12 protein-coding genes are annotated in these 20,276 nt (G+C 55.0%); 3 read left to right on the top strand and 9 right to left on the bottom strand.

Annotated features, from left to right (window positions below; all coding sequences use genetic code 11):
• Nucleotides 1-237: 237 nt before the first annotated feature.
• The 4 genes from CGZ80_RS21390 to CGZ80_RS21375 form a co-directional block, all read right to left on the bottom strand.
• Nucleotides 238-1,782, bottom strand: a complete 1,545-nt coding sequence (locus tag CGZ80_RS21390) for a carbon-nitrogen hydrolase family protein (RefSeq protein WP_094417720.1) — start codon at nucleotides 1,780-1,782, stop codon at nucleotides 238-240.
• Between the two features lie 238 nt (nucleotides 1,783-2,020).
• A complete protein-coding gene (locus CGZ80_RS21385; RefSeq protein WP_094417719.1) occupies nucleotides 2,021-3,253 on the bottom strand; it encodes a glutamate-cysteine ligase family protein in 1,233 nt (410 codons plus the stop codon).
• A 25-nt stretch (nucleotides 3,254-3,278) separates the two neighbouring features.
• Nucleotides 3,279-4,757, bottom strand: coding sequence for a RimK family protein (locus CGZ80_RS21380; protein ID WP_094417718.1), 1,479 nt, complete (start codon nucleotides 4,755-4,757; stop codon nucleotides 3,279-3,281).
• Nucleotides 4,754-5,515: a hypothetical protein gene (locus CGZ80_RS21375; RefSeq protein WP_094417717.1), complete on the bottom strand. Its 762-nt coding sequence runs from the start codon at nucleotides 5,513-5,515 to the stop codon at nucleotides 4,754-4,756. The genes CGZ80_RS21380 and CGZ80_RS21375 overlap by 4 nt, the downstream gene beginning before the upstream one ends.
• A gap of 292 nt (nucleotides 5,516-5,807) precedes the next feature.
• Between CGZ80_RS21375 and CGZ80_RS21365 the strand changes: the two genes are divergently transcribed.
• Nucleotides 5,808-6,029 (top strand): hypothetical protein, encoded by a 222-nt coding sequence (locus CGZ80_RS21365; RefSeq protein ID WP_094417715.1) that lies wholly within the window; start codon nucleotides 5,808-5,810, stop codon nucleotides 6,027-6,029.
• Nucleotides 6,030-6,101: 72 nt separating this feature from the next.
• Here the strand turns inward: CGZ80_RS21365 and CGZ80_RS21360 are convergent, their stop codons facing one another.
• The 3 genes from CGZ80_RS21360 to CGZ80_RS21350 form a co-directional block, all read right to left on the bottom strand.
• The gene (locus CGZ80_RS21360) at nucleotides 6,102-7,133 is read right to left on the bottom strand and encodes a peptidase M42 (RefSeq protein WP_094417714.1); all 1,032 of its coding nucleotides are present in this window, start codon (nucleotides 7,131-7,133) and stop codon (nucleotides 6,102-6,104) included.
• A gap of 35 nt (nucleotides 7,134-7,168) precedes the next feature.
• A complete protein-coding gene (gene mgtE, locus CGZ80_RS21355; protein WP_094417713.1) occupies nucleotides 7,169-8,551 on the bottom strand; it encodes a magnesium transporter in 1,383 nt (460 codons plus the stop codon).
• 159 nt (nucleotides 8,552-8,710) lie between these two features.
• The gene (locus tag CGZ80_RS21350) at nucleotides 8,711-9,130 is read right to left on the bottom strand and encodes a hypothetical protein (RefSeq protein ID WP_094417712.1); all 420 of its coding nucleotides are present in this window, start codon (nucleotides 9,128-9,130) and stop codon (nucleotides 8,711-8,713) included.
• A 197-nt stretch (nucleotides 9,131-9,327) separates the two neighbouring features.
• Between CGZ80_RS21350 and CGZ80_RS28110 the strand changes: the two genes are divergently transcribed.
• Nucleotides 9,328-11,046: a two-component system sensor histidine kinase NtrB gene (locus CGZ80_RS28110; RefSeq protein ID WP_103296492.1), complete on the top strand. Its 1,719-nt coding sequence runs from the start codon at nucleotides 9,328-9,330 to the stop codon at nucleotides 11,044-11,046.
• A 65-nt stretch (nucleotides 11,047-11,111) separates the two neighbouring features.
• Nucleotides 11,112-12,500: a sigma-54-dependent transcriptional regulator gene (locus CGZ80_RS21340; protein WP_094417750.1), complete on the top strand. Its 1,389-nt coding sequence runs from the start codon at nucleotides 11,112-11,114 to the stop codon at nucleotides 12,498-12,500.
• 4 nt (nucleotides 12,501-12,504) lie between these two features.
• On the opposite strand, the gene CGZ80_RS21335 is transcribed toward CGZ80_RS21340, so the two are convergent.
• Together CGZ80_RS21335 and CGZ80_RS21330 are read right to left on the bottom strand one after the other, a co-directional pair.
• Nucleotides 12,505-13,992, bottom strand: coding sequence for a hypothetical protein (locus tag CGZ80_RS21335; RefSeq protein WP_143544076.1), 1,488 nt, complete (start codon nucleotides 13,990-13,992; stop codon nucleotides 12,505-12,507).
• A 299-nt stretch (nucleotides 13,993-14,291) separates the two neighbouring features.
• Nucleotides 14,292-20,240, bottom strand: a complete 5,949-nt coding sequence (locus CGZ80_RS21330; RefSeq protein WP_094417710.1) for a dockerin type I domain-containing protein — start codon at nucleotides 20,238-20,240, stop codon at nucleotides 14,292-14,294.
• Nucleotides 20,241-20,276 lie beyond the last annotated feature (36 nt).

Below are 20,276 nucleotides of genomic sequence, written 5' to 3'. Positions count from 1 at the left end.
AAGCGGTGCGAGCAAAGGCGTGCGAAGTAGTGATTGGTGCGAAGTGTTCGGGGCATTGTGCAGATACAGAATTTGCACCGCCGGCCCCTCCGGGGCGAGTATGTGGTTCGCGTCGCAATCTCGGGGTTGGCACCCCGAGCTACCGACGCGGACTCCTCCGGAGTCAAACGTGCAATGCAAACGCCCCGGCGGTGCCGGCGTCGCTCCTGCCGTTCCGTCGACTTTCGATCCCGGCCTCTAGACCTTCTTTTGGATGACTTCGTAGAGATCCGTGCGGCGATCGTTCCAGTTGCGGACGGAACCGCTGATACGGTGGCGTCGCAATAGCTCTAAATCGACATCGTGGATCACAACCGTCTCGATGTTCTCGTTCGCCTGCGCCCCAATCCCGTCGCGTGCGAACGTGACGTCACACGGCGTCAAAATTGCCGACTGGGCGTAGTGGATGTCTGCGTTCTGGACAAACGGCAAGTTCCCCGTGCATCCCGCAATCGCCACATACACCTCGTTCTCGATACACCGCGCCGCCGCACAATGCCGAACACGTAGATAGCCGTTGCGTGTGTCGGTGTTGAATGGAACGAAGATCAAATTCGCCCCCTGTTCCACCGCCAAACGACTTAGCTCGGGGAACTCACTGTCGTAGCAAATCTGGATAGAGACTTTCCCGCAATCGGTATCAAAGACCTCGAGCCGATTGCCAGGCTCGACGCCCCACCATCGCTGTTCCGCCGGAGTGATGTGCAACTTGTACTGCTTATCAATCCTGCCATCCCGATGGCACAAGTAAGCGACGTTGAACAATCGCTCGTTCTCCACAACAAGGTGCGAACCACCGATTAGGTTCACGTCGTAGGCAACCGCTAACTCCGCAAACAATTCCAACAGTTGCGGGGTGAACTCGGCTAGCCGACGTGCCCCTTCACCCGGACGCATGTTCGGCAACGTCGACAGAAGCTGCACCGAGAACAATTCGGGAAACAAGACGAAGTCGCACTTGTAATCGCCGGCTACGTCGACAAAGTAGCGGACCTGCTTCGCCAAGTCATCGAACCCTTTGATCGCTCGCATCTCGTATTGCACTGCACCGATACGGACTGAATCAACAATCCGCCGCAGCGTGCGTTTCGACTTCGGCATGTAATCCAGGTTACGCCACTCCAAATACGTCGCGTAACCACAGCTCTCAACATCAGAAGGCAAATAGTTCGGTATCAGGCCCTGCAACGAAAACCCATTCGCAATCTGTGCGGTCAGCACCGAATCATAAATCGCCTTCTTCATCACCCGGTCAACATATTCGCTCGCCTTCAACGTTTCGGCGTGCTTGTGGTATCCCGGTAAACGCCCGCCAACGATCATCCGACGGATGTTTTGTACAACGCAGTACTCCTTGCGTGCGTCGTACAAACGACGTGACAGTCGCATCCCGCGATAATCGGGATCGACCATAATCTCGATCCCGTACAACACGTCACCATGCGGTTGATGGTTGCGAATGTACCCCGCATCCGCCGACTTTTTCCAGTCATGCCATTCTTGGTGATCATCGTAGTTGAGACGCAAACTTGACGAGGAAGCTACGACTACGCCATCGATCTCAACAACGATTTGCCCCTCAGGAAAACGCTCCAATTGACTCTCAATCTGATCCTTTCCCCAAGGCTGCATCGTCGGGAAACACTTTTGCTGCATCTCGACGAGCCGATCATAATCGTCCAACTTCATCCGACGGACGATCAGCTGCGTTTCATATTCGTTTAGGTCAATCGCTTGATTCATTGATCGAGATGGCTCGTAACGTGACGAGGGAAAGTCTTGTGTGTTTGGAAACGTCGCGACATTACCGAATCGCTTTTATGAACGCTTTTCAAGCGAACTTGATACCACGAATGCCGTGCGAGGTGAATGGCGTTCGAGAACAGGTTCGCGGGCCAACCGCAACGCTCTAAAGGATCCTAAGCGACCGCCAACCGTTTAAAGTCAGATCAGATCACGAATCCGTCTCGTACAAACGCCATCAGGCAACGTACGACTTGCCCTGCAACAGACAGCGAGCCAATCCCTGATAAATCCCCGCGATATCCGCTTGGTCAAATGTCCGACGGAACACCCGGCGAATTCGCGTCGACAATGTCCCGTGATCCAGAATGGTCTGAAGCGGCGCAAAAAGCTCTGCTACGGTCTCGTCGGATTCCCTAATCTGCTCGAGCAGGTCCCGCCACAAGTCGACCGCTGTCACTGTTGATTTCTGACATCCAAAGCATGCCAGGAACTGCGCGTCGTCGAGTACCGTCTTTTCTCCATCGACGATCACGTCGTCAAAAATATGCCTGAGCGTCTTAGTCGGGACAGCAAACTGCTGCTCCATTGACTGCCAATGTTCGCTCGTCATCAGCTTCAACAAAGCAACCACGGCTGCACAAATCGCGACGTCAGCCTCAGGAAATTCCTGCACATCCATCACCCGAATCTCAATCGAGCCGCGATCAAATCTCGCGATCGCACCGCGAGCATTCAGAAACTCCGGTCGCATCGACTCCGACCAACCGGCGAGTTGCAACGCATCGCGGATCGGTTGGTAAACCACCGAATCATACTCGTCCTGATTGCGTAGCGGTTCAGGAATCACCTCTCCCATCAAACATGGCATCTCGTTGCAATGACGCACGTAGTGATGCAAACGGGTATCAGCGAGCCCGGTTTCGCGGCCGTCAACGACAGGCGAACTCGCCGCGAGTGCTGGAAGCAACGGAAGCACCAATCGGATTGCCGTATGCAGCCGTTCAAACTCTGCATCACCGTCGAATGGCAAATTCAAATGCACGCTTTGAACATTTCCCCATCCATGAGAGTGGCAATCGAATTTTTTGTCGAAGGCGTCATAGACCTCGTGATACTCGTGCGGCCACAACACGACGTCCGTCCTCGGTTCCATCGTCGGATGCATCGCGGTGGGCAACAATCGCAGCTGACAACGGTCGAGCTCGGACTGAACGCTGGCGATCGCACCCTGGAACGATCGCACCAGCCCAGGCAAATCGGCCGTCGGCTGTGTCGCTTTCAATTCCAGTACATGCAGTGCCAGCTCATTTGACCAGGACACGTCACCACGCTCGACTTCACCTTCGACACGACCGTCGCTCAGCCGAGCTAAAAAGCTGTCCGCCATTGGACGCACTGCCAACGTTTGGGGACCAACCAACATGTATTCCAATTCAATCCCGAACGCTTCAAAAAGCTTCAGTGCCATTGTGATTGTTTTTTGCTCACTTGCTTTAGTTGTGGCGTGGTTTCTCGATTCGACGAACCAAGGAACGCACGATTCGCCGATAGACTTCTTGCCCAAGCACCTTGTCCTCGACACCGGCATCGAGATTGGGGTTGTCGTTGATTTCGATCACATAAAATTCGTTGCCGCTCTGTTTGATATCGACGCCATAAAAGCCTTCGCCGATTAGCGACGCCGCCTTCTTGGCAAGCGCCACGCACTTCTTCGGCGCCGTCTCAACCGGCATCGTTTCGCATTTCCCGAAGCTTGGCTTTTCGCCTGCGGGGTCATGTTTGGCAATCTGCCAGTGCCCGCGTGCCATGTGGTACTTGCATGCAAACAGCGGCTGTCCATCGATCAGTCCGATTCGCCAATCGAAATCAGTTCGCATGAAAGGCTGTGCGATCACCAGATCCGAATCGGCAAAGTACTCCTGCAACAACCGTTCAAGCTCATCACGCGATTCAGCTTTTGCGACACCTTGTGAAAACGCACTGTCGGGACGCTTGATGACGCAAGGCAGTTCCAACGTACAGCGACCGGCATTCCAATCGTCACGATGTAAAATCGTTGTCGGCGGGGCGGCGACTTTTGCACGGGCTAACAACTCTGCCAAGTACACCTTATTGGTGCAGCGTAGGATCGACATTGGATCGTCAATGACAACCATCCCCGATGCTTCCGCGCGGCGAGCGAGTCGATAGGTATGGTGATTGACCGAAGTCGTTTCACGAATCAAAAGTGCATCGAACTCGAACAACCGGCCCGCATCGCTTGCCGTGATCAGTTCCGCTCGGACGTCTTCTTCCGCGGCCGCCTTGACGAAGCGTTTGAGTGCCTTTGGACACGACGGCGCCAAATCACCTTCGGCCGGGTTTTGTAAGATCGCAAGATCGTAACGTGGCGGTCGATAACTTGAGCGGTTCACCGTACTACGCGCGAAGTGCTGGTGTGCGGCTTCTGCGACAAATTCGCGGTGACTTTCAGGCACGTCAACGATCGAGATCGCCGAGACGCTTTGAATCCGCCATTTCTTTCGCTTCTTGAACCGACACCGGATCAGCGGCGCATTGAACTGCGACTGAATCGCCTTCGCTAACCGCTGGTAACGTTTGGCCAAGTTTTCGCCAAAGTAAACGCTGAGCACAAACTCGTCAGAGGTCAGCGGCGAGAGTGCGGTCTCGATGATCGTTTCGAGAGACGGGGGAACCAAACGAACACTTCGCGAGAGCGAGATGTCGCCGATGGTCAACACGTCCGGGTATGGACGGTGCCCACGTGCCTCCGCAAGCAATGAGACATAGTACCCCGTCGATTGATACTGGTAGGACCGACAAAGGTTACACACCCGGATTGAACGCGCGATTCCTTCGGTGGTATCTGTCAGGTATTCCGATGGCGTGACAACTTGAACGTCGGCATGATCTTGTGACCAGGGATCGACGATCCATTGATCTTCCGGGTCCAGCACAAGCAGCGTTTTCACAATGGCGATCCCGCTGGCGCGATGACCAGCAAATTGGCGTCGTAGGTGACGATACCGAGCAAGATGGCAGTAGCCAGTTTATGAAACGAAGCTCGATACTGATGTGAACTTGAAAAGGGGTTGTCGTGAAGTGGATCCGCGATCTCCACTTCACCCGACGAGGCATCATAACCGTGAAGCACGACGAAGTGTCCAGACGGAAAACCGCCGGTGTCATCCGGCTTAAACTTTCCCGGTTCAGACTCTGATTCGCGTTCACGCGCCTCTTGGTAGAGGTAAGTCGAACTGAGCCCACACAAAATCGGCAGTCCGTGAGCGAGCGGACGGGAAATCACAGTCTCTTCGAACGGCTGCATCCGGACCTGGCCACCAAGTTGTAAAAACTCGATGTACGCCTTGGTTGACCGCCCTAAACGCACCGCATCGACGGTCGGGTCGTCACGCTTGATCACCAACTGCCGCCGAAGCTTATCGGCCAAATGCTCACCAAACGAAGCTTCGGACTGGTGACGAAACCAGGTGGGATCAAAGAGGTGCAAATTGAACGTCGTGATGGTTGCTTCCATGCCACGACGCAAAGCGTCGATCGCTAATTGAACAGCGAGCGTTCCGCCGCCTGGCAATTGTTCGATCGTGTCCAACGGATGCGAGCCTTCGACCGAGACGTCCCAGTACCGGTAAACCGCATCCAAACAACTCGGGCCGCACGTCGTTTCGTTCGGCTGGGGACGAATTTCAATAGGAATAGAAAGCGACACTGAACAAGCCTTCCGGCTCGGTTTTCCCTTGAGAAATTGAAGGCATCAAAATGAAGCCTATATTTTTGCCAAATACGGCACGCCGTGTGCCAAAGAATCGTCGCGAGCGGCCACGAGCATCCAACCTGTCATTTCGAGGCGCGGCAGACCTGAAGGTGGAAAATTTCTTTCCAATGCTTGGAAAGCTTTTTTCCAAGTCTGGCGTCACCGAATACCTGACAGAAATGATCCGAGACCGACTCCAGTAGAATCTGTTTCATACCATCGGGCTACATTCCAAACTAGGGATAAAATGTCACGCGAGAACAAACGCAACCAAATGCGAAAGTTCAACCAACGTAAAGGTGAGTTCCAAGAGCCAGGGAGCTGGGGCGAGCACGATCGCTACCGTGATCGCGATTACCCTCGGCAGAAAAACTGGTCATCGTTTTGCCAGCAAGACGACGACGACCAAGGCAGCTCCTCTTGGGACTTCAAGGAGTCAGGAGACGAGAACGAAGAACAGGCCGCGTGACCTTTAGAATATGCGACTGCGATGGCCACGTTGAGATGACGTGACCATCGTGGTCGAGCTAGCCGCCGATCACTAGTCGATCAGCAGTCGATTCAACAGCGACATCATCGCTTCGACTGCTGTTCGGTTGGCGGTTTCCGATTGGGTGTGATACGCCGTCGTGGGCAACTGGATGGTGGTGCCTTGCACCGTCTCACGCAACGCGCTGATCAATCGCCCAAGCTCTGTCCGGCCTAGACTTTGCGGCTTCTCACGAGTCTTGTTGATCGCTTCGATGTATTCATCCTTGAAGCAATAACGAATCGACATCTCATCGCAAACGACAGCGATTTGCTTCGTCAGTTTTCGATTGAACTCGCCGTTGGCATCTTTCCAACGCAAGACCACATCCTGTTTCCCGACTTCCTTCATGTCAGGAAAGGGGCTGGTGTCGAGCACAATCAGTCGGTCGGTGGATTGATCATGTCGTTGAAACCACTCTGCAAGGTATCGCCAACTACGGCCACCTTCTTCGCCAGCGGTAAAGAACGCGGTGCCTTGATAGCCCTGACGAAACAGATCGATCGCCATCGCAACGCTAACGACGTTATCCAGCTGAGCCGAAATGGTTTGCTCGGTAACTTGCAAACGGTCAACAAACGAGATCGGAGTTCCCGGCTGCAAAAACTCCAAACCGTCGAGCTTAAAAATTAGGTTCCGACGGCGGGTACAGATCGAAGCATCGAGAATTTCGGCTTGTCCCAGATAGACGCCTGAACGCGGTGAGTGCGCTTCGACTCGCGATCCACGGAAACGACCTGCGATCGTGTCCATGAACTGTTCGGAAATCGAATCGCCATTGAGCTCCCCTCGGTTTCCCGCAATGAAAGCCGCATACTGGAATTCATTGGGTCCCGTACACAACAACCCGTTGCGATCGACGTGGGCGGAAACATACCCGCGCGTTGGATTTTTACCGGTCGCAACCAACAGCCCGAGGTACTGGGTGACTTCGATCGACAAATCTTCAAGTTCGCGTCGGATGATCTGAAAGAACAGATCCTCTAAACCGACCACAGCCGGTTCACGAACCAATTGACGCAGTAGCGAATAAAAATCTTGCAAAACTCGGCACCCTTTTCCAGTCCGTCGCGTTCATGCTAAACCAAGCGAGCAAGGAACATCGTAGCCAGTCCGAGCACCAGGAAAAACCCACACATGTCCGTGACGGTTGTCAGCAGCGGCCCACTTGCGACGGCCGGGTCAAAACCGAACCGCTTGAGCAGCAACGGAACCACGCCACCAATCGACACCGCGACCAAGGTGTTGATGCATAAAGCGATCCCCACGACGGCACCAAGGTAAGGATTCCCGTCAAAGACGATCGCAACAATACCGACCAGGGCCCCCAAGACGCTGCCATTGATCAGCCCCACAACGACCTCCTTCCACCACACCCGGAAAAACTCGTTCGGGCGAATAATCCCAAGCGACAGTTCCCGCATGCTGACCGCGACAGCTTGGTTTCCGCTGCAGCCGCTCATGTCGCTGATGATGGGCAAAAACACAGCGAGTGCGATCACGCTTTCGAGTGTCTCTTGGAAGTAGGCGATGACCGCCGCGGCACCAAGGTTTAACACGATGTTGATGCTCAGCCAACTTAATCGGCGGCGTGAACGCAGCCAGACCGGCATGGTTCGCAGTTCCTCACCGCCGACGATCCCCTGGCTCTTCAAGTAGTCGTTTTCTGCCGCGCGGACCTCTTCGTACTGGACCGCTTCACGATGCAAGACGCCTTTGAGAACGCCTTGCTCATCAACCACGGGAACGCCCAAGTAGACGTGGCTCTCGAAGAATTCAGCCAGTTCCTCTAGCGTCGCCGTCGTCAAAACGGACAGTGGATTGGCGATCATGATCTCGCCAAGCTTTCGGTTTCGCTTGACAAACAAAAGGTTTTGCATCGGCAACACCCCGACCAACTTGCCTTCGTCATCGCAGACATAGGCATAGCGCACATCCAAATCGCTGTAGTGCTCGGCGCCACGATTGATTTCTTCAATGGCCTCGGCAACCGTCATTTCGCTTCGAAACCGAAGCATTTCGACGACCATCATCCCGCCGGCAACGTTATCCGAATAGGCAGTCAGCTCGCGGACACTATCCGCGTCCTGCTGTGGCAATTCCTGCAGAATCGCCTCGGCATCTTTCTCGGGCAAGTCACCGATCAAGTCTGCCTGTTCATCGATCGGTAACTCTTGCAGAATCGACGCAGCGGCAGGCGTCTCCAGAAGCGAGATCATCCGCGCCGCTTCGCTTTCGTTGAGGTGCCCGATCAGCTCGGCGGCGTCCTCCGCGGGGAGTCGCTGCAGTACGTTGGCCTCGGCTTCGTCTTCCATGTGGGAAAAGACGAACGCTTGCTCGGCAACTGTCATCGTATTGAGCAGTGCCGAGAGTTCTTCCACGGTTCCGTCTTCGGCGACGCGCACCACCTCTTCCCAAGGCCGTTTGACGTCCGCGCTGGATTCGATGGTGGTGTCATTCATGGTGCAAATCTCGGTCAGCAGTGAATCCCCAAGCCAGTGAGGCCCAAAAACAAAATCAGCCGACTTCGAGAAATCAAAGCCGGCTATTCGGTGGCTTGGAAGCGATGGAAAGAGTTTTGGTCGTCTGGAAAAAACGTTACCGCGTTCCCAGGCACATTCCTAGGGCATTTTTCCGGTGTGGGTAATCGCCCCCCTTGAAGCCGGATGGCGAGGGTATTTCTCCTCAATCGCATCCCCCGCACTGCGCAGTCGCACTGCTTGGTCCATTTCGCCGTTGGACTCGGCAAGACAGGCAAGCTGCCAGAACTCACTCGCTTTACGGGCGTCGTCTTCTAAAGCCTGCAGCCATTTGGCCGCATCTCGCCATTGCTCCGCCTCTTGCCCCCGCGTCGCACTCGCGGCCAGCATCGCTTGGCGGCTTCGAATCCCTTTCAAATTTAGCTTGAGAGGACCAAATTCGGTCTCCCAATCGCAACCCGTCCAATTGCCGTTCACATCCGTCTGCGCCACTGAAGGCTGGCTACAAGTGGAGACAGGTGCGAGCGCAAATTTGGGGTTCATAAACAGGAGAAACCGCATGGGAAACGGTGACATAAAAGTTAAACTTGAACGCGACAGGAAAGGTCGACTGAAAGTTGTGTAATGCAAACTCCATACCCAAGATCACAATCGGCTCTCGAAAGGCTGACAAAACCCGTTCGGGTCTCAACCGGGGCTGCAGCTAAACGGTCAAGTAATCGCCTGTCCGTTGGACGACGTCGCGGCACAGCATTCGAATGATTCAAAAATTCGTTTTCCCAGGGTCGCTCCTGCTGACCATCCTCTATTCATTCAGTTCGCTTTGGATAGGACTGGATCGAATCGAGCGAGTCAAGGACTTAGAAAGTCAACTCGAACACAGTCGCGAGTTTCGTCGGTCAATCAACCGGTTTCAACTTTCGTTGCTTGAAGCGTCAGCACAGGCGTGGCGGTACTACGTTTCGAATGTTGACTCACACCGTCTGGTCGCTTTGGATCGTATCGAGAGGACACGGCAACTCGCGTTGGAAATGACCGTCGCGGGAAATGCCGCCGCGATTCAAAAATCGCTACCGTTTGACAACGACGATGTCGCCGAGGCGATTGACGAAGTGCAATCGATCGTGACTGATCCACGAATGATACTCCCAGAATCATCGGACGAACCGCCGATCTCGTCACTGCAACAACTGCAAGCCCAGCTCCAATCATTGATCGGCGAAGTCGATCGCTTTAACGCGCAATCGCTTGTGTCGCTCAACCAAGATCGACAGATGATCCGATCGCTTTTGGTCTATGGGCAACTTGTGACACTCGGGCTGCTAGCCCTGATTTATCTCTCACGGCGTGCGGAAAAGTCGTTGCGTAGTGAGGCGGATCGTCATGAACGTCGCTATGCCACGCTCCTGTCAGAGTTGCCGGACGCGATTCACGTCCAAGACGAGTCTGGTCGAGTGCTGTTTTGGAACGCCGGTGCTGAGCGTTTATTCGGTTATACCGCTAATGAAATACTCGGTCAGAACGCCGACGAAGTGCTCGGCGTGACATCCGGTGAAACCTGCCACGTCTCGCAGCATGCCAACACGCCCGGCAACGATGCCAGCTGGAACGGAGAACTCCGAGTCCAAGACGCTGACGGAAATCAGTTGCTGATTGAACGACACCTGACGCGAATCATGGCGGGCAATCGCTGCGAAGGAGTCGTCGTATTGGACCTCGACCGTGAGCAACAAAACCAGACTCAGTTGGTCGACCGCCGACGTCAACGCCTAGAATCGCTGGGAACCCTATCAAGCGGCATCGCGCACGACTTGAACAATCTGTTGACGCCGATTTTGATGAGCAGCCAGATGCTGCAACGCGAAGACCCAAAAATCAACCGCGGCGCGTTGCTGGAAACCATTCAGCAAGCCGCGACGCGTGGTGCCGGTCTGATCGCGCAATTGCTAACGTTTGCCCGCGGCGGTGAAGGTACACCCGTCGACCTGGATATCGCTCCTGTCCTAAAAGATATGGCAACGATTTTGCAGCGAACACTGAAGAGCAACATTCGGTTGGAAATGTCAGTTCCAGACGCGCTGCCGCTGATCCGTGCCGACGAAACCGAAATCGGCCAACTGGTGATGAACTTGGCAATCAACGCGCGTGACGCGATGCCAGAAGGCGGAACACTGACGTTGCGTGCCGCACCCATTCACCTTGACGAGGAACGACTGTTTTCCTTTACCCAACTTTCCCCCGGCGATTACGTCAAACTCGAAATTGCCGATTCGGGCTGTGGCATCCCGGTTGACCTTCGCGATCGAATCTTCGAACCATTTTTCTCAACCAAACCGCGCGGCCAAGGCACCGGACTCGGCCTATCAACCTCGCTTGGTATCATCAAAAGCCATCGCGGTGCCGTCGAAGTCCAATCCGAAATCGGCGAAGGAACAACCCTTGCGGTTTTCCTGCCTACCAACACCCCAAACAACTGACCGTCAACTCCGTGAACGTTCCGACTCTGCTTGTTATTGACGACGATCCGCTGATCTTGCAGTGCATGCAATTGTGCTTGCCCGAACCGGAGTACCGCGTCATCACCGCCAACAACGCTCGCGAAGGTATCGATCTGTTTAGAACCTCGCACCCAGACGCGGTGCTATGCGACATTCAATTGCCGGACCGCTCCGGTTTGGCAGTTGCAAGCGAGCTGCATGAAATCGATCGACGCACCCCGGTCATTTTGGTCACCGGACACGGAACTGCCGAGACGGCAATCACCGCGATGAGCAATGGCGCGTTCGACTACGTCACCAAACCTTTTCAACCCGATGACATTTTGCCCTTGATCGATTCGGCGCTCGAAACCGGGCGTATGGCGAAGCGTCCCGCGATTCTGCCAGGTGATTTGGTCGGCAAAACACGCACTCAAGATGGCGCCGGAGATTCGATCCTCGGAAAGTGTGGATCGATGGTCGAAGTGTTTCGCTCGATCGGACGGGTGGCGTCTCGTGACGTAACGGTTTTGATTCTGGGTGAAACCGGTACAGGAAAAGAGGTTGTCGCACGGGCGATTTACCAACACAGCGCACGGCACCACCAGATCTTTCATGCGATCAACTGCGCGGCGATTCCAGAGAACTTGCTGGAAAGCGAATTGTTCGGACACGAAAAAGGTGCATTCACTGGCGCCGATCAACGGCGCATCGGCAAGTTCGAGGTCTGCGACAAGGGCACGCTGTTCTTGGACGAAATCGGTGACATGTCACCGGTCATGCAAACCAAACTCCTTCGTGTCCTGCAAGAGAAGGAGTTCGAGCGAGTTGGCGGGTCCCATCCGATCAAAACCGACGTGCGTATTATCGCAGCAACGAACAGGAACCTGCATGCCGCTATCGCCGAAGGCAGTTTCCGCAGCGACCTTTACTATCGGTTGAATGAGTTCACGATTAACCTGCCTGCGCTACGTGACCGCGGCGATGACTTACCCCTGATGGTCGAGCACTTTTTCCGTAGCTTTGCCCGCCAGTTGGAAAAAGATTACCTGTCGATCGCACCGGAAACGATGCAATTGCTTGTCGACTACGACTGGCCCGGCAATGTCCGTGAACTGCAAGGCGCGATTAAGCAAACCTTGCTGAAAGCGAGCGGCCCAGTCATCGTGCCTTCTTTCTTGCCAGCGACGTTACAGCCAGGCGATCGGCGAACCGACAAACCGCTTGCACCATTCACGGAGTCCTGGCGAGAAGGCGTGGTGGCCGAAATCGAAAGCAAGATACAAGCGGGCTCACACTCGATCAGCAACGAAATCCACGATGAGATTGACCGTCTGCTTGTGACCTGCGTGCTCAAGGCATGTGGCGGTAACCTGAGCGAAACGAGCCTGCGTCTTGGAATCAGCCGACCGACGCTAAGAACACGAATGCGTCAGCTGGGAATGACGAGCTAGCGTTCTAGAAACAAACCGCTCGGTCACCCGACTCCATGTGCTCCAGTCCTGATCGATCGGTCGCAACCGCCACCGCTTGCGACCCACGCACCGATTGAATCAGCAAGTGACCGACGAGGCGTTCGCCGGTAAGGTACGAATGATAAACGGTCACGGAGGCACCAACACGAAGCGGCTGCCCACTTCGCAAAGCCACTTTACCAGTTCGATGGTCAACGCCAACGACCAATGCTTGTGACTGTTTTGGGCTCACCGATTGCTGCTGAGTTGGTGATTCGGGCACAGATACCGCTTGCGGCTTGATCGGCAGAGCAACGGGCCGCGGACGCGGTGCCAACTTGGGTGCCTGCGGTTCGACTGCACTCGACGCTGCGGCAGGTGCGTCATCGAGCGAGAACTCGACTTCGTTCTCGATAGCGGAGACGGGTGAAATCGTTACCGGGCGAATGGCCATCCCGCCAATCATCCGAACGGTGCCGACTTCCACACCTTTCGCTGCGGAGTCTGCGTTTGTTGTTGGCGTCTGGTTGACAGCGACGGCCGATGAGACACTCGGATTTGAAGTCTTTTGCTGAGCGGAATCCAGAATCATGGGCATCGGACGAAGCGACTGTGACGAGCTTTCTCGCGATTCGTCGGTCGACGCGGGATAGTGACTTGGCGAAATCAGCTCGTCTTGATCCGAACTCGGATTCAGGACGTAGGTTTTTCCGTTACCGCCAAGAACAGTGGTTTCGGATTCGAGTTGCATCTCGACACCCGACCCTTCACCTTCAATCGCTTCCTCTTCGTCGTCGTCTTCTGTTTCACCCTGAATCGGTACAGGAACCTCTGGCAATTGCTCGGGCACGTCTTCTTCGATCGGCCCGGTCGCTCGGTTCGGGCAACACGCGCAAAGTGCCTTTTTCGCTGCATCACGAACTTCGGCGCTCGGTTCCAGCATACAGCCGCTGTCGTCACGCTCGTAAGCGATTTCGCTCAAGCGTTTCGTAACCGCCTCGCTGCAGCAAGAAGTCGATCCGCAAGACTTGCAGCACTCTCCGTTGGCAGTGTCCCCGATCGCTTCGATTGCCGCCAAGCGAACATCTGGAGTGCAATCGTCCATCGCGGCGAGCAAGGCTTTGGTGATTTTGCCTTCCTTGTCATAGCAACCACAGCCCATGCTGGCCAAGAACTTGATCGCTTTGATCTTCTGCATCTTCAAATCTTCGGCTTGCTTAATTTCAGCAGCCGCTTTGATTGCAGGATTATCCGATTCCAAGTTCGCCGGGTCGCCGATTCGTTTTACCGGCGGCTTGCGTTCCAACCCGGGAAAATTTCCGTGACGGTTCACGGTGACATCACGGATCTTTTGGATCCCTTGGGGGATGCCCATAAATCGCCAAATGGTTGGCGTTGGCGGTGCCGCAGCGGGGGCCTGTGCGTTCGAGATCGTTGCCGAGGATGCGAGCAGGGCAACCAGCGATAGCCGTTGGATCTGTTTTTTATTCACGGCGCATTCCGTTGCGTGATTTGCGTTAGTGCGAGGCAAAAGGGCCATCCAATGTTTGCCACCGCCGAATCGTTGGGTGTGTTGTACCCGTTCGGTAACATCGGCAATTGGAAAGGCGAAGTTCATGGGCAAACCCCCAAGACATCAACTTCCCCCCCGCTTTTTCGCCTGACTTGTCAAAAAATGCCGGTTGCTCCACCAAATCGGGTCAAGTAGCCGTGTCGCATTGCCCGATTTGTCCGTCTCCACCGGCCCGTTGCGAAACATGCAGTTTCACGCTTTGTGGCGCTACACCGCATTTAAAACAGTTCACCTGGCGTCGGCAGCCACTCGTCATCTTTGGTGAAAACACTATCAAGTGACTGCAACCAAGAATGACTCGCGGACTGCGTGTCGGCGACAGCTTCACCTTCGGCTGAACCTTTGTTGGCACGCGTCAAAGCAAGATAGTTGATCACTTTCAACGCATCTCGCACATCGACGACTCCGTCTTGATTGACGTCGGCAGCTAAGTTCCCTTGAGTGCTTTCTCCATTTGCAACCTGCATCATTGCCAGTTGATTGATCACAAATAGCGCATCGGACGGCGAAACGGTGCCGTCGTTGTTGGTGTCCATGAAGTCCGCGGGAACTTCGACCGTCGTATCCTCATCACCGGATCCCAACGAAGCAAACGGCAGTCGGCTTGGTTCGGTAACCGCAATCGCTGCGACCGGCTCTGGAAAGGCCGGGAAGAACGGTTTCAACCGCTCGTTAAGAAAGTTGAAATTGTCACTGAACTGGATGTCATCTGGATCGACAAAGATCGCTCGCAACCAGGTCAACACGTCTTTGCGCCCACCCCCATCACCGACGACTTCGCAATCGGCGATATCGTCGGCACCATGCTGGACACAGACATCCCCGCCGCTCGACGCGCTTCCCCCATTCAAGACTTCGTCATCTGTAATGACAGGAACGTTTTGCCCCAGTTCCTGGTCGGAGAACAAGACGTCATCGCCATCAGCGGCAAACAGATAATCCACTCCGGCGCCGCCGGTCAGCAAGTCCTGTCCGGCACCCCCGATCATGATGTCGCTGCCATCAAGCCCGTCAATCACTGAGGTAACGGAAGTGCGATTGACAAGTTGATCATCACCGTCGCCGCCCGAATACCGCAAAAATTCAACCTGAGAAACCTCAAGCGGCGAAGCTTCAGTATCGATGATCATTCCAAGGTCACCGATCGTGATTTGATCGTCCCCTGTCGTTCCCAAGACCTCGAACTTGTCGATCCCGCCGCTGCCATTCATGGCAACGCGTTGCAAGCTCATTGCGATATCAAAAGGGATATCGCTACTGACAGTCATCAGGTCATCTGCGGTGCCGGTTGTGACTTCGATATTCTCGATCCCTAATGTCTCGAATACCTCGTTACCAATGGTTGCTCGTGGATTGCTTGGCACCGTCGAGACCAGAACACCAGAAGCGGGGCCAGTGATGTGGTAACGCAAATCCAAGCCGGTCGTCGCGGAACTGGCGTCTACGCGGACGATGTCGCCAATTTCAATCGCTGGTTCGGTCAATTGCGTGACGGTCAAACTGCCGCCATTGAATTGGGCACCCTCATGAAACAGTCGTGAATCGCTCGAATGACTTCCGCCATCAAGAAAGAGCTGCCGGGTTGCCGCAATCGCATCAACGGTCGGCGAATTGACGGGATCGTCATTTAACCTTTCTAGGTATCCGGTGCTGTCCGACCCGTCAGCAGACAAGTCGAACAGGTCGTTGCCGTCTCCGCTTTGCAAGTCGACGATCGACCGCAAGTAGACTTCATGGACGTTGATGGTATCGTCGTCGGCTCCGGTTAGTACCGAAATCAAAGCGTCGCTAACTCGTGCAGAAACGACAGTTTCAGGTTCCAATGTCACGGTGTCAGATTGGTCACCAGTACTCACGTTGATACCGGCCGCATCACCAACGGATTGAATCGCAACGCTATCTTCGTCAGTGCCCGTTTCAACAGAGAGAATGCTGGCGTCACCGGTGCTGGAAATGATAACGCTATCGGCGCCACCATCAGTTTCGATTTCAAGAATTGATGCCGTACCAGAATCCAACACCGCGATCTGGTCATCGCCAACGCCCGTCAACACATGGGTGTACGATGCGTCTGCGGTCGCGGAAATTTCAATGTGATCGGCGCCGATTCCCGTTTGCAGCTCGATCCATTCAAGCCCGATGAAATTGACCGTTCCTAGCGGTGTGTCGGTGCGTCGAAAGGCATCACCCTCAAGCTCATACGTGCTGTCGTTGACACTCGATTCGTCGATCAAATTCAATCGGTCGCCGACTTCTACCGTCTGAGTCACTGAAGCCACATCCCCGTCGGTTTGTCTTGCCTGAACGTCCTCAGAAACCGTGATGCTACCGTTGTCATCAGCGCCAACGACATCGATTCCTCCGAGGAGGGCATCGAGATTGCCCGTCAAACTGCCATTCGGATTCAGATCCGTTCCGTTGGCGTTGCTGTACAGGTTGAACGTGTCATCGCCCGCATTGCCATCGAACTGGGATTGGCTACCGGACGCAGTGGCGCGCACGTTGACGACATCGTTTCCGTCGCCCATGGCCGCACGAAACACAGACGCCGCACCTGTATTTTGAACCGTTAATACATCAACGCTGCCATCAACCATACCAGCGTTCAAATCGAGTCCGGCGTTGGCACCAATTGTGGTGACATCAACGCTGTCGCTGCCGTCGCCTGTCGCCAAATGAAGGAGACTGCCTTCGCCGGTGTCATTGATCGCGACTTGGTCTTGTCCGCGGGCAGTATCGATCTCAACCAGACTTCCCGTCCCAGTTGACTGCACCGCAACCGTATCGTCGCCTTCGCCAGTCACGAAGCGGGCGTATGAATTGTCAGCGACGGTGATGATGGTCAAAGAATCGTTCGCTTGACTTGTCTCAACTTGAACGCTTTCCATCGTTTCGAATTCGATCGCCGGCCCACCCACGCGTTCAAAAACATTCGGTTCAAAGCTGTATTGCTGGTCCGTAGCTGTGGACCGATCACTTAGGTTGATTTGGTCGCCGCGCGGGCCACCCGCGTTGACCGTTACCGGTCCGACGGTCAATTCTGCTGCAAGTTGTGGCGACGGTCCGTCTGTTTCGCCAAACAGGCACAACAGACCTTCGAGTTGATTCAAGTCCCCATCGAAGTTACCACTCGGGTTCCCGATTGAACCGTCGGCGGTTGAATACACATTGAAAGTATCGTTGCCGGATCCGCCATAGATCGCAGTCGCGCTGCCGGCCGCAAGACGCTGGACGTTGGCAATGTCATCGCCATCGTCGAGACGCAGCCGAGTGACGCTGTTGTCGCCGGTCGATGCGATCGTGACGACATCGCTGTCCGATCCGCCTTGAATATCCACCGCCGATCCCGATCCGGAACTGGTGACGTTTACCACATCATCGCCAGTGTTCCCATCAATCAACACAACGCTCTGTTCTCCCGTGGACGAAAGAATGACCTCGTCGTCTTGAGCACCAACGTCGACCGTCACGATCGAGCCCGCACCGGTGCCGTTGAACTGGACAACGTCATTGCCATTGCCCGTCGACAGGCTTGTGAACGATTGATCGAGCGTTGTATCAATCGTGACTTGGTCATCGTTGCTGCCCGAGAAAACATTCAACGATTCCACTTCTTCGTAGTGCAACACGAACGTGGCAAGACGTTGGACTTCGTCGGCGCTGATGAGATAGCTGTGCGATGCAACGTTTGATTGGTCACTGACATTCAGCACGTCGCCACTTGCGACATCGGCGCTGGCGCTAACGCCCTTGATCGTCAGCCCCTGTGTGATCGATGGCCCGGCCGATTCGGTTCCGGCATCAACGTTAATTTGTCCAAGGATTCCGTCCAAATCACCGATTTGCGTCCCCGTCGGTGAGCCCAACGCCCCGTCTGCATTCGAAGAAAGATTGATTGTATCAGAACCGTCACCGGTCACGATGTCGCTGACACTTCCGCTTCCTGTCCCTCGGATGTTCACGACATCCAGATCCGAGTCGGTGTCGATCAAATTGACCGTGTCCTCGCCCAACGAGCGAATCGTAATCACATCCGAACCACCATGTGATGCGACGTCCAATCCGCTGTCGCTTCCGGTCGACAACACGTCTACTTCGTCATCGTCGTCGCCGGTTTCCAGACGCGTGATGCTGCTATCTCCGCTTCCGATCAGATCCACGGTGCTCATACCGGCGCCAGCATCGACCGACAAATAGCTCGCATCACCCGTTGTTGCAATTGTCGCGGTGTCGTTGCCCTGTCCCAACTCAACAATCGACTCCGTTAACGTTGCAGTTCCTAAGACGTTGAACTGATCGTTCCCGGAACCGGTTTCGATCGCCAAGTGTTCAAACCCGGTGTACCCGATGGAAGGACCGCCAAGACGCGAGAATTCTGTCACATCGAGCGTGTAAACTTGGTCGCCAACGACCGACTGGTCACTGATTGTTAGGCGGTCACCTTCATCAAGTTCTAATTCTCGTGTTACGCCGCCGGCGGAAACGCTGTGTGTGAAAGTCGTCGCCCCCGTATTGGTCTCGGCATGCAATGCGACGCTACCGAGCAATCCGTCGAGCGTCCCCGATGGATCAGCGACCGGGTTGATTCGATTTCCACTGGCGTCTGAAGAAACATTGACCGAGTCGGATCCGTCGCCGGTAAACACTTCACTGAAACTGTTGAGTCCCAAGCCGATCAGGTTGGCGATATCGGCGTCATCGCCTAGGTCCACCGCCGTTTTACTAGTCTCTCCGGTTGTTGAGATAGTCAACAAGTCTGCCCCCGTTCCAGTCTGAACGGAAATGCCGCTGCCTACCCCCGAAGATTGCAGTACGACATCGTCGTCATCCGCAGCGGTATCGATAAACACCAAGCTGGCCGCGCCTGTCGTCGCAACCGCCGCTTGGTCAGCCCCCGCACCCAACTCCGCACGCAGCACGCTATTGTCAGCGGTTGTGTTGACAGTCAGGCGGTCGTCACCGGTCCCGGTTCGAATCAATGACGCGGCGTCGGTTGTCGAATCAACGGTTACGTCATCGTTTCCCGTCCCCGTCCGCAATTCGAATTGCTCCACACCCTGAAAATTGATCGCCGGTGTTCCCAGACGCTCCACCGCAGACGCATTCACAAGATAGCTTTGCGGGTCTGCTTCCGACGCATCATCGATGAGCAAAGAATCGCCGATCTCAACCGACTGTGTCACGTCCATCGACTGCGCGGTAATCGATTCGAGGTATGTCCCAACGTTGGGTTGATTGCCGCCATCAATCGCTACCGATCCGGTGACTAAGTCTAATGCCCCGACTGTGAATTGGTCGACGCCTTCGCCGCCATTCAAAGTCGCGTTGATCGTGGGCAGAAGATGCGATAACTCGATCGTATCGTCGTCGGCGTCGCCATTTACGACAAGTTCCGTAAACGCTGTCGCACTATCCAATTCGCCAATTTGAATTTCATCCGCGCCGGTGCCACCATTAATGGTCACAGAACTCAGCGGACTCGCAAACATGACGACTTCACCGAGTGTGGAATCGATCCGGTTGATTCCGTCGCCTGCCGCACCGTCGTCGGACAGTGCAATCGTTTCGTCGCCGCCCAAGAAGTTGAACGTAATCGACGTTGCCGCGAGATTCATCCAGATGGGTTCGAGCCCGCTATAGCTGATCGTCTGGTTCAACCCAACTTCGACGCTAGCCAATTCCACGGTGCCACTGTTTGGATCGACAAAGTCCATGGCGATCGAATCGGCAGCGCCGTTGAGAAGTGTCATCCGATCGCCAGACGCCGAGGATTGACCGCCGCCCTCGAACGCGAGTGGAACACGAAAGTCGCCGCCCAAGAAATCGACCAGCAACTCGTTGTCGTCATCGCCGCCATTGAATTGCAAACTGGCGACCTCGCTGAGCGAAACGTAGTCCAAAACAACCGAACGGTTGACGTCAAACACTTCGACCCCGCCGTCAACGACAGAGATCCGCGTTTGATTCACATCTCCATCGCCAAGCAACGGATCGTCTGGAATGTCAAACACATACGCATCGCCGGCCAGCAAACGGCGCTGCTCCAAAACCTCCGCAAACAGCCGTCGACGTTTTCGTCCCGGCGCGGTGTTTCGTTTGCGAGTTTTCGACGAACGAGTGTTCGATGTGCGAGGCGCGCGGGACTGGTGGCGAGATAATTGAGGCATGGTGTGATTCTTGGAACGACTCTCGTTGCGGCAGGG

Source organism: Rhodopirellula sp. MGV, from assembly GCF_002251265.1.
Classification (GTDB): Bacteria; Planctomycetota; Planctomycetia; order Pirellulales; family Pirellulaceae; genus Stieleria; species Stieleria baltica_A.
This window is presented reverse-complemented; position numbering and strand designations above follow the sequence as displayed.